Genomic DNA, 17,783 nt, shown 5'->3' with positions numbered 1-17,783 from the left:
CTATACCAAATTAGCCCCTAAGAACTTACGTATCAACTCAGCATCTTCGCCGCGTCTATCTACATAAGCATTAGCCTGATCTTCAAGGATATTACCTATATTGAAATATTTTGACTGGGGGTGAGAAATGATGATGCCACTCACCGAAGCATTCGGAATCATCACACCATTTTCAGTAAGGTCTACACCTATCTCTTTCGACTGCAATAAATCATTGTTCAGCAGGAAGTTGATGGACTGATCGGGGATAGACGGATAACCTACAGCTGGACGAATTCCTTGATATTTGAGAGCAAACATCTCATTCACAGATATGTTTTCATTGGCAGCGAAGCCCCAGTATTCTCTTCTTATTTTAGCATGCAACCACTCGGTAGTAGCTTCTGCAAGACGGTCTAAAACTGATTTCAACAACAAAACCTTGTATTCATCACCCTGACGCTCATAATCTGCCATCAGCTCATTTGCTCCTACTCCGGCCGTTACCGTAAAACCTCCGACGTAATCTTTCTTACCCGAAGACTTAGGTGCAACGAAGTCGCAAAGGGAGAGATATTCTCCTTTATCGTTCTTCTTCTGTTGGCGAAGCATTGGGAAGCAGACATCATTTATATACAAACTCTCGTTATCGCTGTAGGCCTCGAATACTCCAAATACAGCATTGATATAATCAGCCCTATTAAACACTAACTGGTCAAGTAAAGCTTTTGCATCTTTATACAACTGCATACCTTCAGCGGCCTTTTCTCGCTCCTGTTCGGAGAAAGAATCAAGCCATTGCTGCCTGCATGACGGGCAATCATCTATATGCTGAGCCGAAGCATAACGTGCAGATAGATTCCACGAATGAAAGAAGAATTTCCAGTCTACGTATGGAACTATTTCCTCTATCGGAATATGCTTCAGTGTCTGACGGCCTTTTACTTTCGGCTCGGGTGTTTTATAGTCAGTCCAGTCTATCTTCATGCCTTTACTCAATACTTCGGAGAAAGGGAGCAAATCGGCTTTCTTATCTCCTGCTGTATCGCGTAGTGAAGCATATTCGCTGCGAATCTCCTGTATATAGTCTCTCTTTGTGTTCGGATTGATCAGCTTATTTACGGCAGCAGGCGCTTGCGAAGCATCTTTCACATACACGACCGATCCGTTGTTGTATTTCGGATCGATCTTTATCGCTGTATGCAGCTTTGATGTTGTAGCACCTCCTATCATCAGTGGTATAGAGAAACCCGCCTTTTCCATTTCATGGGCAACAATGCTCATTTCTTCCAGCGATGGCGTAATTAGTCCACTAAGGCAAAGGATATCCGGTTGCTCTTCTTTTACTTTCTGAATGATCACTTCCGGCGGAGTCATTACCCCTAAGTCAATCACTTCGTAGTTATTACAAGCCAATATAATGCCTACAATATTCTTACCTATATCATGCACATCACCTTTAACAGTAGCAATCAAAAGCTTTCCGGCCTTGTTGCTTCCCGAAGACGACGCTTTCTGTGCTTCAAGTGTGGGTTGCAGGATAGCTACGGCGCGCTTCATGGTACGGGCGGTTTTTACTACCTGAGGCAAAAACATCTTACCCGAACCGAACAGGTCACCAACTTTATTCATGCCGTCCATTAAGGGCTTATCTATTATATCCACAGCTTTAGGATATACTTTCAATGCCTCTTCGAGATCTTCTTCGAGATAGTCGCTGATTCCTTTTATGAGGGCATACTGAATTCGTTCTTCAAGCCCGTAAGAACGCCATTCTTCAACTTTCTGCTCTGTCTGTCCGGTCTTTTCATTCTTTATCTTTTCCGCATATTCGATTAGTTCATCCGTAGCTTCCGCTCTGCGGTTGAAAATCACGTCTTCAATAAGGTTTCTCAGATCGAGCGGTATATCGTCATACACTACCGATTGTCCCGGATTAACAATTCCCATATCCATACCACGCTGAATAGCATAATAAAGAAATACGGCGTGCATTGCTTCACGTATATAATCGTTTCCTCTGAATGAGAAAGACAGATTACTTACTCCGCCGCTGATCTTGGCATGCGGCAGATTCTTTTTGATCCATGTTATCGTTTCCAGAAAATCGACTGCATAGCCTCTATGCTCTTCTATCCCTGTAGCAATAGCCAATATATTGGGATCGAAAATTATATCCAGTGGATTGAATCCGTCATTTACTAATAGTTTATATGCTCTTTCGCAAATCTCAATCCGGCGGGCGAAAGTATCGGCCTGCCCTGTTTCGTCGAAAGCCATCACTATGACTGCCGCACCGTATTCTCTTATCAGACGCGATTGACGTAAGAATTCTTCCTCGCCGCCCTTCAATGATATGGAGTTGACTATGGGCTTTCCCTGTACACATTTCAGTCCGGCTTCGAGTACTTCCCATTTTGATGAGTCTATCATTACGGGTACACGCGACACATCGGGATCGGAAGCCATCAAGTTGAGGAAAGTAGTCATTTCCTTCACTCCATCTAGCAAGCCTTCATCCATATTCACATCGAGTACTTGTGCACCGTCTTCTACCTGTTGGTGGGCAATAGTAAGCGCTTCTTCATACTTTTCTTCTTTTATCAGACGAAGAAATTTACGTGAACCGGCTACGTTCAGCCGCTCACCTATATTGATAAAGTTTATCTCGGGTTTGGCTTCGAGCAGTTCAAGCCCCGAAAGCCACATATATTCAGGTTTGCGAACACGCTTGTGAGGTGTTGCACCTTTTACCAGTTCTGCATATTTAGCGATATGTGCCGGCGTAGTTCCGCAACATCCGCCGATAATATTGATCAATCCTTCGTCTATAAACTCTCTGATCTGTCCTGCCATTATCTCCGGTGTCTGGTCATACTCGCCAAACTGATTTGGAAGCCCTGCATTAGGATAAGCTGAAATAAGTCCGGGAGCCATTCTAGCCAGTTCTTTCAGAAATGGCTTCATCTCCGATGCTCCGAAAGAACAGTTGAGCCCGACAGAGAGATAGTCGATATGACTTACCGACGCCAGAAAACCGCCAATCGTTTGCCCGGAGAGCGTGCGCCCTGCTTTATCGGACAGTGTTACGGAAATCATTATCGGCAACTCGATATTTCTCTCCCTGCGTACTTCATCGGCAGCAAACAAAGCAGCTTTGGCATTTAGTGTATCGAATATAGTTTCGATAAGCAACAAGTCTGAACCACCATCTACAAGCCCTTCTATCTGCTCTTTGTAAGCCACATACAGGTCATCAAAAGTCACCGCGCGGTAAATCGGATTTTCCACTTTAGGGCTCATTGATGCTGTCTTGTTGGTAGGACCTATCGAGCCTGCAACAAAGCGAGGCTTATCGGGATTTTGATTTGTATATTCAATAGCTACCTTTTTGGCAAGTTTGGCAGCTTCTGTATTTATCTCCTTTGCCAAATGCACCATATCATAGTCTTCCAGTGATATAGCAGTGGCATTGAATGTATTCGTTTCTATAATATCCGCACCTGCTTCGAGATATTTTCGGTGAATATCTTCAACCACATCAGGACGGGTAAGGCATAACAAGTCGTTATTCCCTTTTTGCAATATTGTTACATCCTTGAAACGCTCACCTCTGAAATCTTCCTCTGTCAGCTTATATTGTTGTATCTGACTGCCCATTGCGCCATCGAGGATAAGGATGCGCTCCTTTAATATATCTTGTATTCTATTCATATCGTTTACTATTCTTTATTGAGTGCCTTAACTGAACGGATACCATGAAACTTCGCATATTCTTTATTCATCCATGCGGTAGAATCAGATTCCAAATCCTGAAAACCATATTTCTCGTGAAAACCTATGCGCCCTTCAAAGACTATGTCTTGTATTCCTTTCGACTTCTGCTGTTCCAATAACAATTCTCTGTCTTTAAATGTTTCCGAGATCAGATGTATCGACGGATATTTGCGCCATACATCAAAGCTATACAGACAAAGCAGAAGAATTACAAATATACTATTTACAATCGCTTTACGCGAAGTGTCTATCTTTATTTCAGAATATAACAATCCGATAGCAATTGCCAGATAAAGAACCATTCCGAACATAGCCCTCAACGGAAATGTTGTAGATGCCAGCATAATGAAGAATGAAATATGTCCGCCAACAAAAAATGTGACGGAAGCATACATTTTCTTTCTTGTCAGACTGTTATCCGTATCTCTATACTTCTTATAGACAAAAAACATTATGATATATACAACAACAACCGGAAGCATATACAGCAGATAGTTCTTTGACATCATACGTCCCAAACGCCCTGCAAAGATAGAAAGCATGGAAGCATCCGACATTTTTTCGGCATGTACCAATTCAAATTCCATTCTCACATAGTTACCGGGAGCCAATACCATTACAGCATAACCGATACATAAGCCTATAAATCCGGCAACCATCCACTTAGGCAGTCTCTTCTTCCGGTATAGATAAATACCTAAGATAAATATCATCAATAATATCGGCGGAACAGTGTTCTCATTTGTCCAGCCTGCAATAATGCCAAACAGCAGCATCAAGGCAATCCGGACTATGCTGTCGTTCGACCTTTCATTTTTCAAAAAGCAGGTATAAAACGGATATGCGAACAACAAGAGTATCAACGTACCCCACAAGTAATTAGCACTTCCTGTTATCCAAAACACATTGCTGGTAAGCTGAGGTATGAATACCCATGAGAAACAAACTGCAAATATAAACACGCCTACATTTACCTTGCGTCCATAGTTCGCTATTGCATAAATAAGATATATATGGGCTATATATGCTAGACTATTCAACAGATCACATACAAGAGGATTGATAGAGAGCAAAAACTGGTCTATTGAGTGTACCACATTCCGCCCTCCCCAGAGAAAATAATGATTGTATTGCGATACAAATATATCTGAGACACTCGCGATAGGCTTCAACGAATGATCGAAAAATGAGTTCTCGAATATGAAGCTATATACCCAGTCGTCAGCAAACAAGGGGAATAGCCTATTGAACACAAATATCACAGCAAAGACAATCAAGGCAATAACAGCCATGAGTATTTTGCTTGTCCATATTTCATTCAACTTGTTCATTTACTAAACTGGCTTTCTATCTTTATCGATCTTATCCCGTAATACTTTGCATAGGCTTTCTCCCACAGATCGTCTCCTACATTAGGAATGTCATATACTTTTTGTGTGAAGACAGGCGCATCATAAGGCTCGAACCTGTCATAAAAAACAAAGTCCTCAATGCCCTTTTTCTTCTCTTCGCAAATATATGCTTCACGCCTGTCGAAAGTATCATTCAACCACATCACATCCCTGAGACTGTATAGATATGACGTTATAAAGAATATGATCAACGGAATCCAGATCACATAATTTGCAATACGAACCGGAGTATATGAAAAATCCAGATTAGCGCAAAGCAAAGATATGGCAATGATTATAAGTACAATGATTCCGAACCACACACGCTCGGGAAAAATAGGTGCAGCCGCCATCACCAACATAGCGACTATTGCCATACTGAAAAATAGCAGGGAAAGCCTTAGCACACTTCGTTTGTTTTCTTGTTGTCCTTTCCACCAGAAAGCAATAAGTGCGAGTATATATATAATAGTCGGTAGAATGCCATATACAAGGTAAGATTTAATCACCGAAACCATCCGGTAGAAGTAATACGAATAGTCCATTGTTTCCTTAGTGATACCATGCACTGTTTGTAGTTCTATCGCATTACGAATGAAGTTTCCCGGCGCCAGCAGCATAAACAGGCATCCGATGACAACACCAATAAAGCCCGAAATAACCCACTTAGGTATCGTCCTTTTTTCAAACTTCAAAATCACTATATACATGAACAGGAAGTATAACAATCCGGCTACCAGATTTTCATTTGTCCATCCGGCAACAATCCCCCAGAGAACGAGCAGGACGCAGCGGGCTATACGATCTTTCTTCTTGTGATGGTCTCCTTTCAGATAATACATACAGTAAGGAAAGGTAAACGACACTACGAGCATACAGCCCCACAGATAATTGGCACTACCCGTAATCCATGCAATACACACAAGCAGGTCGGGTATCAGAAACCAGATCATGGCACTTATTCCCAGATAAAGGAATATATTTACCCGCCATTTATAATCGGCGATGAGGTATATAAGGGTTATCAGTACAGCATAGGATATGCTATTCAGCAAGTCGCTCAGAAATGGCCCCATGTATAATAACGACTGTGCTATAGTATGTGCAACGGAACGGCCACCCCATGTAAAATAATGGTTGTATTGTGATTCTATAACATCGAGAAAACCGGCTACCCTGTCCCAGTCACGCCCGTAGACAAAGGCATATTTCCAGTCATCGGTATATAAAGGAAAGAAATGATTCAACGCAAAAATCCCAATGAATGTAATGAGCATCATTACTCCCAATGCAATATTCGCCTTTTTCCTGTTTATAGATTTATCCATTCTTCTGCATTTTAGAGGTTTCCCTCGTTCTTCTCTTTAAAAACAACCGTATTCACTCCGTAATATTTCCCGATTCGCTTATCCCATCCGGGATCGAGCATGAGCCAGTCCTGTAAATCAAGTACGATAAGACACGATTGCTTTTCCTGAAAAAGATGATCGTATATAACGATATCCCGTACTCCTTTGTTTCTTTCTTCAATTATCATCTGATCTCGTTGCCTGCTGATCTCACTGAATTTTGATAGCTCCACATAGTTGTCCTTGCAAGAGACAACATACACAATAAGAACTACAGCAAACAAGACATAGTTAACAGACCGAAAAGCTATTCCGCTAAAATCTATATTGGCATATAATAGCATTGCAGCTATAACCAACAGTATAAGAATACCAAACCATGCCCTCTCGGGAAACATCGGCGAACCGGCCATTACGGCTGTTGCTACAGCAGATGTGCAAACAAAAAGCATGGATAACAGAAAGATCTCCTTTCTACTTTCCTGCTTCCCCTTCCACCAGTACAAAGCTGATAAGGCTGCATAAATAAGAACAGAATATAACAGATAGCTACTAGCCAGTTTCGTTACTGTAACAAACCGATAGAAGTAAAATGACAGGTCTGTTTCACGCAACTGATGGGCAACCCAAAGATCATTCTTACTTCTTACCATGTTACCCGGTGAAAGCAGCATAAGGACACAACCTATAACAGCTCCAGCCAACCCGAACAGCATCCATGTAGGAATTCGCTGCCTCTGATATTTCAGCAAAAGAATTAACCCAGCAAGGAAAAACAAGAGCGCAACACTCATATTCTCATTTGTCCATCCGGCAAGAATACCAAAGAACAATAGTCCTGCGCTTTTCGCGACACCGTCTTTCGACACTTTTGCTATATAGTATGACACATAATTGTATATAAAGCCAAAGAGGATCACTCCTCCCCACAAATAATTGGCGCTACCGGTTTTCCACAAAAGGTTCTGAGACAACGACGGCAACACAAACCAAATGAAGATATTGATATACACAAACAGCACCGGATTAGCCTTATTCTTCTTATTAGCTATAAAGTAGATAAAGAAAGTCAGAACCAGATAGGCCAGAGTATTGAGTACATCTGCCCACGACTTGCCAAACCACAGTAATGCTTGTGCGATACTGTGCAATACCACCCTTCCGCCCCACTCGAAATAGTGAGCATACTGGCTATGAAAGATAGAAATGAATCCGTCTATCTTTTCTCCTCCATCGAGATTGAAGGTATAAAACCAATCATCAAGGTACACAGGATACAATACATTCAGCCCATAGAAGAATACGCCTACAACAATACCCGCTATAGCTAGCATTATCTTAGTGCCATTATCTTTTATCCAATCGGCAGTAACGTATTTCCTGGGTGTACTCATCCCTTATTGCTCCTTCATTGCCCTGTCCATAGCTCTCTTATCGTCTTTCTCGCGAAGAGACTGGCGCTTATCGTATTGCTTCTTCCCTTTGGCTACGGCAATGTTTACCTTTGCCAGTCCGCGATCGTTGAGGAAAATACGCGTAGGCACGATGGTATATCCGGTTTCCTTCACCAAACGCTCCATCTTTTTCAGCTCCTTTTTGTTTAATAACAACTTACGGTCACGTCGTGCCACATGATTATTGTAAGAGCCGTAAAAATATTCGGCAATGTACATATTGCGTACCCAAAGCTCTCCTTTTTCGAAGATACAAAAGGTATCTACCAGACTGGCTTTTCCCAACCGGATCGATTTAATTTCGGTGCCCGTAAGGACAATGCCGGCAGTGAAAGTCTCGATAAACTCGTAATCGAAACTGGCACGCTTATTCTTTATATTGACGTTAGTCTGACTCACTGATAGTTATATAAAAGTAATATTCATAATTCCGGAACCTACAAAAGTACAAATTTCAGAAGAATTTTCGATGATAATATCGATATATCAATCAAATAAGAGAACAAAAGGCAGACTTTATCTAAATCTGCCTCTATTCCTTATATTCTGAAACTTATTTCTCCCTGATAAAAATATTGATCGGTGTGCCCGACAAGTCCCAGTTATCTCTGATACGATTCTCCAGGAAACGCCTGTACGGTTCTTTTACCCATTGAGGCAGGTTACAGAAGAATACAAAAGATGGTACCTGAGTATTAGGTAATTGCGTAATATATTTTATCTTTATGTACTTCCCTTTATTTGCCGGAGGAGGAGTATGTTCTATTATCGGCAGCAACACCTCGTTCAGTTTATGAGTAGGTATCTTCGTCTTTCTGCGTACATAAACATCCTTTGCCGTCTCCAACACCTTCAGTATGCGTTGCTTAGTTAGTGCAGAGCCAAATACAATCGGGAAGTCGGTAAACGGAGCCAATCGGTCGCGGATAGCATTCTCAAACGTTTTGATAACGATCTGCTCTTTATTTTCTACCAAATCCCATTTGTTGACACATACGACCAGGCCTTTATTGTTCTTCTGGATCAATGAAAAGATATTCAAATCCTGGCTTTCTATCCCCTGTGTAGCATCGAGCATCAGCACGCAAACGTCTGAATTTTCGATGGCTTTAATAGAACGGATCACCGAATAATATTCCAGATCTTCTACCACTTTACCCTTTTTACGGATACCGGCAGTATCTACCAGATAGAAGTCCATGTTGAACCTGTCGAAACGGGTATAAATAGAATCCCTTGTCGTACCTGCTATATCGGTTACAATATTCCTTTCTTCATCCATCAGCGCATTTACAAACGAAGACTTTCCGGCATTTGGACGCCCTACTATAGCAATACGCGGGATATCTTCAAGAGGTTCATCTTCTGCTTTTTTTGTGAACTTGGAGATGACAAGATCAAGCAAATCACCGGTACCGGAACCGTTTATTGCAGATATATTGATCGGATCGCCCAAACCTAAAGCATAAAACTCTGCCGACTGTGCATGCAGATTGAAATTATCTGCCTTGTTGGAGACCAGTATGATAGGCTTCTTAGAACGGCGAAGCATATTACCCACACTCGAATCCAGATCGGTAAGCCCGTTCATTACATCCACAACAAGAAGGATTACCTCCGCTTCTTCGATAGCAATAGCTACCTGCTTATTTATCTCGCTTTCAAATACGTCTTCTGAATTGACAACCCAACCTCCTGTATCTACAAGAGAGAATTCCTGTCCGCCCCATTCTACTTTTCCGTACTGGCGGTCACGGGTTGTACCCGATGTTTCATCAACAATAGCTTGCCGGCTTTCGGTCAAACGGTTGAAAAGTGTTGATTTGCCCACGTTAGGCCTACCGACTATAGCTACTAAATTTCCCATAATGCTTATCTATATTCTCAATATTTTGGTGCAAAGGTACGCTTTTTTCAGTAAATAATAACTGTATAAAGGGTTAACAATAAATAGCAAGCAATACTTTTGTCAGTTAAAAGTCTACAGTGATCAGTTAACAAAAACTTGACAATTGAAAATCGACAAAGTGGAAACAAGGCAAACTTGACACTCTTTACACTATTCTTATACCTATCCTTTCCGTTCTCTTTTACAGGTACTTTGTCCCTCAGTATGGCTAGTCAGATGAATTTTAACTAAAAAGTAACGAATGTAATAGATTTGCATCCTTTTTACTTTTTATTACTTTCTCTTAGTTGCCACGACTTTTAAGTTGTGGGCTGTGAGCCGCCCCGAAAATGACTTTAGTCAAAACTATTCGGCTAAAGCAGGAGACAACTTAAATTTTAACTAAAAAGTAACGAAAGTAATGAAAAAGTTACAAGTTACTTCGCCCTATCGGACAGTTACAAGTTACAAATATTTCCCTTTGCATCTTAGCGCCTTTGACTCGCCTTCGCTTCGTCGATTTTCAATTGCGTGAGAAACATTTTAACTAAAATGTAACGAAACAACGTTCGACAGAGCGAAGCGGAGTCAATGTAACGGATTTACGTTGTTTTTATCTCTCGTTACTTTTTACCGCCCGTTTTCCAATTAGCTCCGCTGATTTTTATTCAAAGATCGCTTTCTGTTGTTAACTATTGACTGATCACTGTTAACTGCTATATAGATAAACCGATAAAGAAAAAATAAATTCCTCTATCCGACCAAATAATACCCGACAGTATGCAATCGTTTGCAAATTATTTTCGGTGAAAAGATAATCATATTGACTATAAGGTCATTTATAAATATGTAGTTTTGTTTAGCAGATATATTCTCTGTAGAGAGACCAATAATCTATAACCATAAAAATACAGCAATGAAACTGAAATTACATATTGATTACCACGCTATCTGGGGCCAGACACTTTGTGTTTGCGGATCGGCTGCCGTACTTGGCAAATGGGATGAAGGCAAGGCCTTGGAAATGATATGTATCTCTCCTAACGAATGGATCATAGAAATAGATACGGAAGAAACATTCCTTGAATACCGCTATCTGGTAAAAGAAAACAACATGGTTGTTGCCAGAGAATGGGGAAATCCGCATACAATGCAATTAGGACAAGGCAAGAAATTCGATATGCGGGATATCTGGTATGGGCTTCCCCAACAGAAGTTTCTGCATACTTCCGGTTTCTCCGAAAGCTTTTTCTATCATCCGGTAAATCGCGATCTGACTTACTTTAAAAGAACAATTCTGCTAAAAGTAAACTGTCCGCAGGTAAAGAAAGGGCAAACACTGATCCTTTCCGGAGCATCGGCTACGTTGGGCGATTGGAATATTGAGAAGGCTTTACGCTTTGAGCCTGTTGCATACGGAGAATGGCAACTTACACTGAATGCCACATCGGTAAAAGCACCTTTAGAATACAAACTTGCAATCTATGATGATGCAGAAAAGAACGTAGTACATTGGGAGATCGGTTATAACCGGATTCTGAACCCTGTAGCCGAGAAAGGGGATATTGTAAGAGGTGAATCCATACAGTATGATTATGGTTGGATGAACTGGAAAGCTGCCGGAGTAGCTATTCCTGTTTTCTCTCTACGTTCAAATGATAGTTTTGGAGTAGGAGAGTTTTCCGATATCAAAAAACTTGTAGACTGGGCAGCCGTAACCAATCAGAAAATTATACAGGTGTTGCCTATCAACGATACCACTATTACGCATACATGGCTCGATTCGTATCCATACAATGCCATATCCATATATGCGCTTCACCCGATCTATCTGGGATTGAAAGACTATCCGCTAAAAGATAAAGCTAAATATAAGAAGTACGAAGCAGAAGCAAAAGCACTGAATGCACTGACGGAACTCGATTATGAAAAAGTGTTGGCTCTGAAGTGGGCTTATCTTAAAGACTTGTTTGAGGAATCGGGTGCAGAAACACTCAAGAGTGAAGAATATCTTTCGTTCTACAAACAAAACGAAGAATGGCTGTTCCCTTATGCCTGTTTCTGCTATTTCAGAGATAAATACAGTACGGCTGATTTTTCGGTGTGGAAAACATACAGCACGTATGATAAGAAGAAACTGAAAGCCTTTGTTGATTCTAATAATGATGCGAAACAAGCGGTAGAACTGGCTTGTTTTATCCAATATCTGTCACACAAGCAACTTGTAGGAGTAAAAGAATATGCACATCGGCACAGTGTGATACTCAAAGGGGATATACCTATCGGTATCAGCCGCAACAGTGTAGAAGCATGGGTAGAACCTCACCTGTTCAATCTCGATGTGCAAACCGGAGCGCCACCCGATGATTTCTCTTTCTACGGACAAAACTGGGGATTCCCTACCTACAACTGGGAAGAAATGGCTAAAGACGGCTATCAGTGGTGGGTAAAACGCTTCCGTAAGATGGCCGATTATTTCGATGCTTATCGTATCGACCATATCTTAGGCTTCTTCCGTATATGGGAAATTCCGTTGTCGTCTGTTCAGGGATTGTTGGGGTATTTCAGTCCGGCACTGCCTATGTCCGAAGACGAAATACGCTCGTGGGGAATGTGGTTTGACGATTATCGCATGACAAGCCCATACATTCACGAACATTTCTTGGGAGATATATTCGGTGAGTACACAGAAGAAGTTATAGCTAACTATCTGAATCCGATAGCATGGCAGCGTTTCGAACTGAAAGAATTCTGCAATACGCAGGTAAAAATAAAAGGTCTGTTCAGCGGACAGACTGATGAAAAGAGCTTGCGGATGCGAGACGGGCTTTACAGCCTGTGCAACGAGGTGTTGTTTATAAGGGATAAACGCGAACCAGACAAGCTTCATCCGCGTATTACGGCACAATTCAGCTATTCATATAAAGATTTAGACGATGCTGCAAAAACAGCATTCAACCGCTTGTACGATGAATTCTTCTATCGCCGTCATTCTCAGTATTGGCGCGATCAGGCAATGACTAAATTGCCGTCACTCATATCTTCTACTTCCATGTTGGTTTGTGGCGAAGACTTGGGTATGGTCCCCGAATCTGTACCATCCGTTATGCACGAATTGCAGATTCTGAGCCTCGAAATAGAACGTATGCCTAAAGTGCGTGATATGCTTTTCAATTATCTCGGAAATTTGCCATATATGAGTGTTTGTACAACATCGACACACGATATGGCTCCGATACGGTCTTGGTGGCGCGAAAACAGAGAACTGACACAACAGTATTATAATTATGTGCTGTGGAGGAACGGAGCTGCTCCCGAAGATTGCGATTCAGACCTGTGTTGGCAAATCGTAAGCAATCATCTGAATTCACAGTCTATGCTTACAATTCTTCCGTTGCAGGACTGGCTTTCAGTAGACGATAATTTGAAAAGGGCGGATGCCGAAGAAGAACGGATAAACATTCCGGCAATAGCACAACATTACTGGCGATACCGGATGCACTTGTCCCTAGAAGAACTGATAAAAGCCGATACCTTCAATGCCCGTATACGGTCTATTGTAGAATCGTCAGGTAGAAAATAAACACCCCACCTGACCTCCCCAAGAGGGGAGGTACTGGGCCCCTCCTTTTGGAGGGGTTGGGGAGGTGGTAAATATAATATTTCATGAAAAAAAACTATTTATTCTTATTGTTTCTTGTCTTTATAGCACCATCACTTTTAGCTATCGAGATTAAGACCATAGATCCTGCATTTTGGTGGGCAGGAATGAAAAATCCCGAACTGCAAATCCTTATACATGGAGATAATGTAGCTAAATCGGATGTAACGATTACTTCTAAAACCGCGAGGCTGAAGGAAGTGGTGAAACTGGAAAGCCCGAACTATCTTATTCTATACCTTGATGTATCCGATGCTCAGCCCGAGAAGTTCGATGTAGTATTACAACAGGGTAAAGACAAAAAGGTAGTTCCATACGAACTGAAACAACGTAAACCGGGATCGTCAGACAGAGTCGGATTCAATTCCAGCGATGTGTTGTATCTGATCATGCCCGACCGTTTCGCAAACGGAGATCCGTCTAATGATGTAGTTGCGGGAATGAAAGAAGCAAAAGTCGATCGTAACGAGCAGTATGCCCGTCATGGAGGAGACTTTAAAGGTATCAGCAATCATATAGACTATATTCACGATCTGGGTGTCACCGCTATCTGGTTCAATCCTGTATTGGAGAACGATATGCCCGAAGGTTCGTATCATGGCTATGCTACAACAGACTATTATAAAGTAGACCGTCGTTTCGGATCGAATCAGGAATTTGTAGATATGGTAGATAAAGCACATGCTAAAGGAATGAAAATCGTAATGGATATGATCTTCAATCACTGTGGCAGCGAGCATTTCTTCTTTACCGACAGGCCGTCTAAAGACTGGTTCAACTATCCTGAGAAATATGTGCAGACTTCGTATAAAACAACGACACAGCACGACCCTTACGTGTCGGCAGCAGACAAGAAACTGGCTATCGATGGTTGGTTTGTAGAGTCGATGCCCGATCTTAATCAGCGTAACCGTCATGTGGCGAAATATCTGATACAAAACAGTATCTGGTGGATCGAATACAGCGGGCTCGATGGTATTCGTCAGGATACGCACCCTTATGCCGATTTCGATATGATGTCGCGCTGGTGCAAAGAAGTAACAGAAGAATACCCTGATTTCAATATTGTCGGCGAAACGTGGTTGAACAATAATGCTGCTATTGCTTTCTGGCAAAAAGACAGTAAGCTGGCTGCTCCGCGAAACTCCAATCTGCGTTGTGTGATGGACTTTCCGTTGCATGGGGTAATGGATAAGGCATTCGATGAAGAAACAACATGGGATATGGGTATGTCCCGTATATACGAATATCTGGGACAGGACTTTATCTATGAAAATCCGCACGAATTGCTGATATTCTTAGATAATCACGATACATCGCGTTTCTATAGGAATATAGAACAGACTTCTAACCTTAACCGTTACAAACAGGCTATTGCTTTCTTGTTAACCACACGCGGAATCCCTGAATTATATTACGGTACAGAGATATTGATGGCTGCCGATAAGAGCGAAGGTGACGGTTATCTGCGCCGCGATTTTCCCGGAGGATGGGGCGGTGATCAGGTTAATGCCTTTAATGCAAACGGACGCACAGCCGCACAGAACGAAGCTTTCGATTATATGCGTAAACTGCTGAACTGGCGCAAAGGCAACGAAGTCATTGCTAAGGGTACATTAAAGCATTTCGCTCCTACGAATGGGGTTTATGTGTACGAGCGTAAATACAATGGTAAATCAGTCGTTGTTATACTCAGTGGATCGGATAGCGAAAAGACAATCGATCTTTCATTCTATAAAGAAGTTCTGCCAAAAAATCAGGCAAAAGATATAATTAGCGGAAATACGATAAACTTAAATGAAACAAGTCTAACAATCAGTCCGAGAAGTGTCTTTGTATTAGAATTTTGATTACTTTTATAGGGTAATCAAAATAGGAATCCATGAAAAAGGGACCACTTACCATTAAAGACATAGCCAAAGACTTGAATATATCGCCCTCCACAGTCTCGAGGGCACTGAAAGATAATCCGGACATTAGTCCTGAAACAAGAAAACTGGTTCAGGACTATGCCCAAAAGCATAAGTATAAGCCAAATGCGTTGGCTTTAGGGTTGAGAACCCAGCATAACAATATTATTGGAGTAATTGTTCCCGAACTGGCCAATCATTTCTTCTCGGGTGTACTATCGGGAATGGAAACGGTGGCCGAAGAGAAAGACTACCATGTGATTGTCTGTCAGTCATTGGAAGACTATAAGAAGGAGGTACGTAATGTGCAGACGCTTATAAAAGCGCGTGTGTGCGGTGTACTGATCTCCCAGTCGAAGACAACAACCCAGTACGATCATTTTCAGGAATTGCTGGATAACGATATACCTGTTATTTTTTTCGATCGTATTTGCACAGGTATAGACAGCGATAAGGTCGTTGTCGATGACTATTCGGGGACATTCACTGCCGTAGAATATATGATAAAGACAGGCTGTAAGCGAATAGCCTTTTTCTCGGCACCTTTACATCTTGAAATATCGAAGAACCGCAAGAACGGATACTTAGATGCACTCCGGAAATATCACTTGCCTGTAGACGAAAGCCTTATGCGCATAGCCGATACAAAGCAACTGGGTTATGAGCGCGCTTTGGAGATATTACAGGAACCGAATCGTCCCGATGCTTTTATGGCGATGAACGATTATACTGCTTCGGGAATTCTGCTGGCTGCTAAAAAACTTAAATTGAAAGTGCCGGAGGAGATTTCAATATTCGGATTCTCTAATTCTAATATATCGCAGGATACCGATCCTATGTTGACTACAATGGATCAGCATCCGATAAAAGTAGGAGAGGAGGCAATGACCCTTATATTGGAAAAGGTAGAAAATCCGGAAAATACATCGCGGAAAAACAAGATAATAAAGACATCGCTGATACCACGTCAGACAACACGTCCGCTGCCTGACTAAAACGGATAAAAGTTTATAAACATACTATAACCATGAAACAAAAACCAACACTCACCTTCTGGCAAATCTGGAACCTCAGTTTCGGATTTTTTGGTGTACAGATTGCATATTCATTACAAAGCGCTAATATCAGCCGTATCTTTGCAACTTTAGGGGCTGATCCTCACAACCTGAGCTATTTTTGGATATTACCACCACTGATGGGGATGGTTGTACAACCGATTGTTGGTACATTGAGCGATCGTACATGGACTCGTTTTGGCAGGCGGATTCCGTATCTGTTCGTGGGAGCTTTGGCATCCATTGTTGTTATGTGTTTATTGCCTAATGCCGGTAGTTTTCATTTTACTATTGCAGGGGCAATGCTCTTTGGACTTATAGCATTAATGTTTCTTGACACATCTATTAATATGGCTATGCAGCCTTTCAAGATGCTAGTGGGTGACATGGTGAATGAAAAACAAAAAGGATTCGCATATTCGATCCAGAGTTTCCTGTCAAATGCAGGTAGCCTTGTCGGTTATTTATTCCCTTTTGTATTTGCTGCGATAGGTATATCTAATGTAGCGGCGGAAGGTGTAATCCCCGATTCTGTCATTTATTCGTTCTATGTGGGTGCGGCAATACTTATATTATGTGTAATATATACTGTGGCAAAAGTAAAAGAAATGCCACCCCGCGAATATGCTGAGTTTCATGGTATTCAGGAGAAAAGTGAGAAGAAAGAGAAATCAGACTTTATAACATTGTTGAAGAAGGCTCCTAAAGTATTCTGGACAGTCGGTTTGGTACAATTTTTCTGTTGGGCTGCATTTATGTATATGTGGACTTATACTAATGGAGGAATAGCCGAAACTGTATGGCATACGACCGAAGCAAAAAGTGCGGGGTATCAGGAAGCCGGAAACTGGGTTGGAGTTTTGTTTGCTGTACAGGCGATAGGCTCTGTATTGTGGTCTTTACTTATTCCAACATTCAAATCTCATAAGGTAGCCTATACAATAAGTCTGTTGTTGGGAGCTGTCGGTTTTATGTCGACGGTATTTATTGATAATCAGTATTTATTGTTTGTATCCTATTTGTTGATAGGATGTGCATGGGCAGCAATGCTAGCTCTTCCATTTACGATACTTACCAATGCTCTTAGCGGAAAAAACATGGGAGCTTATCTCGGTCTATTCAATGGCACAATATGTTTGCCTCAGATTGTAGCAGCAGCACTGGGCGGAGTTATATTGAAATATGTGGCAGGGGGAAGCTCAATTATAATGCTTGGTATTGCAGGAGCCTTATTGGTATTGGGTGCTATTGCTGTTAGGTTCGTAAAGGAAACAAGCGGAGAAAAAGAATTGGAAACAAATAGTTAGTCACCAAAATAG

The 17,783-nt window shown here is 41.6% G+C and carries 10 protein-coding genes; 4 read left to right on the top strand and 6 right to left on the bottom strand.

The window, feature by feature from the left end; translation table 11 throughout:
- From metH to der, 6 genes are all read right to left on the bottom strand, one after another.
- The gene (gene metH / locus M2448_RS03990; RefSeq protein ID WP_280645000.1) at positions 1 to 3,693 is read right to left on the bottom strand and encodes a methionine synthase; all 3,693 of its coding nucleotides are present in this window, start codon (positions 3,691 to 3,693) and stop codon (positions 1 to 3) included.
- 8 nt (positions 3,694 to 3,701) lie between these two features.
- A complete protein-coding gene (locus M2448_RS03985) occupies positions 3,702 to 5,087 on the bottom strand; it encodes a DUF6056 family protein (RefSeq protein WP_280644998.1) in 1,386 nt (461 codons plus the stop codon).
- A complete protein-coding gene (locus M2448_RS03980) occupies positions 5,084 to 6,475 on the bottom strand; it encodes a DUF6056 family protein (protein WP_280644997.1) in 1,392 nt (463 codons plus the stop codon). The genes M2448_RS03985 and M2448_RS03980 overlap by 4 nt, the downstream gene beginning before the upstream one ends.
- A gap of 11 nt (positions 6,476 to 6,486) precedes the next feature.
- On the bottom strand, positions 6,487 to 7,890 hold the full coding sequence (locus M2448_RS03975; RefSeq protein WP_280644996.1) for a DUF6056 family protein: 1,404 nt from the start codon (positions 7,888 to 7,890) through the stop codon (positions 6,487 to 6,489).
- A 3-nt stretch (positions 7,891 to 7,893) separates the two neighbouring features.
- A complete protein-coding gene (gene smpB, locus M2448_RS03970; RefSeq protein WP_280644995.1) occupies positions 7,894 to 8,349 on the bottom strand; it encodes an SsrA-binding protein SmpB in 456 nt (151 codons plus the stop codon).
- Positions 8,350 to 8,503: 154 nt separating this feature from the next.
- Positions 8,504 to 9,817 (bottom strand): ribosome biogenesis GTPase Der, encoded by a 1,314-nt coding sequence (der, locus tag M2448_RS03965; RefSeq protein ID WP_280644994.1) that lies wholly within the window; start codon positions 9,815 to 9,817, stop codon positions 8,504 to 8,506.
- A 937-nt stretch (positions 9,818 to 10,754) separates the two neighbouring features.
- Here der and M2448_RS03960 point away from each other — a divergent pair.
- From M2448_RS03960 to M2448_RS03945, 4 genes are all read left to right on the top strand, one after another.
- Positions 10,755 to 13,421 (top strand): 4-alpha-glucanotransferase, encoded by a 2,667-nt coding sequence (locus M2448_RS03960; RefSeq protein WP_280644992.1) that lies wholly within the window; start codon positions 10,755 to 10,757, stop codon positions 13,419 to 13,421.
- A gap of 83 nt (positions 13,422 to 13,504) precedes the next feature.
- Positions 13,505 to 15,349 carry a glycoside hydrolase family 13 protein gene (locus M2448_RS03955; RefSeq protein ID WP_280644991.1) on the top strand — a complete coding sequence of 615 codons (1,845 nt, stop codon included), beginning with the start codon at positions 13,505 to 13,507 and terminating at the stop codon, positions 15,347 to 15,349.
- 32 nt (positions 15,350 to 15,381) lie between these two features.
- Positions 15,382 to 16,404 (top strand): LacI family DNA-binding transcriptional regulator, encoded by a 1,023-nt coding sequence (locus tag M2448_RS03950; protein WP_280644990.1) that lies wholly within the window; start codon positions 15,382 to 15,384, stop codon positions 16,402 to 16,404.
- Positions 16,405 to 16,436: 32 nt separating this feature from the next.
- Entirely contained in the window at positions 16,437 to 17,771 is a 1,335-nt protein-coding gene (locus tag M2448_RS03945; protein WP_280644989.1) for an SLC45 family MFS transporter, read from the top strand.
- Positions 17,772 to 17,783: the final 12 nt, after the last annotated feature.

The sequence above is a fragment of the Dysgonomonas sp. PF1-14 genome (genome assembly GCF_029892965.1).
GTDB lineage: Bacteria > Bacteroidota > Bacteroidia > Bacteroidales > Dysgonomonadaceae > Dysgonomonas.
This window is presented reverse-complemented; position numbering and strand designations above follow the sequence as displayed.

Coding starts and splice junctions, on each gene's coding strand:
- metH (WP_280645000.1), bottom strand. CDS start 3,693: ATGAATAGAATACAAGATATATTAAAGGAGCGCATCCTTATCCTCGAT.
- M2448_RS03985 (WP_280644998.1), bottom strand. CDS start 5,087: ATGAACAAGTTGAATGAAATATGGACAAGCAAAATACTCATGGCTGTT.
- M2448_RS03980 (WP_280644997.1), bottom strand. CDS start 6,475: ATGGATAAATCTATAAACAGGAAAAAGGCGAATATTGCATTGGGAGTA.
- M2448_RS03975 (WP_280644996.1), bottom strand. CDS start 7,890: ATGAGTACACCCAGGAAATACGTTACTGCCGATTGGATAAAAGATAAT.
- der (WP_280644994.1), bottom strand. CDS start 9,817: ATGGGAAATTTAGTAGCTATAGTCGGTAGGCCTAACGTGGGCAAATCA.
- M2448_RS03960 (WP_280644992.1), top strand. CDS start 10,755: ATGAAACTGAAATTACATATTGATTACCACGCTATCTGGGGCCAGACA.
- M2448_RS03955 (WP_280644991.1), top strand. CDS start 13,505: ATGAAAAAAAACTATTTATTCTTATTGTTTCTTGTCTTTATAGCACCA.
- M2448_RS03950 (WP_280644990.1), top strand. CDS start 15,382: ATGAAAAAGGGACCACTTACCATTAAAGACATAGCCAAAGACTTGAAT.
- M2448_RS03945 (WP_280644989.1), top strand. CDS start 16,437: ATGAAACAAAAACCAACACTCACCTTCTGGCAAATCTGGAACCTCAGT.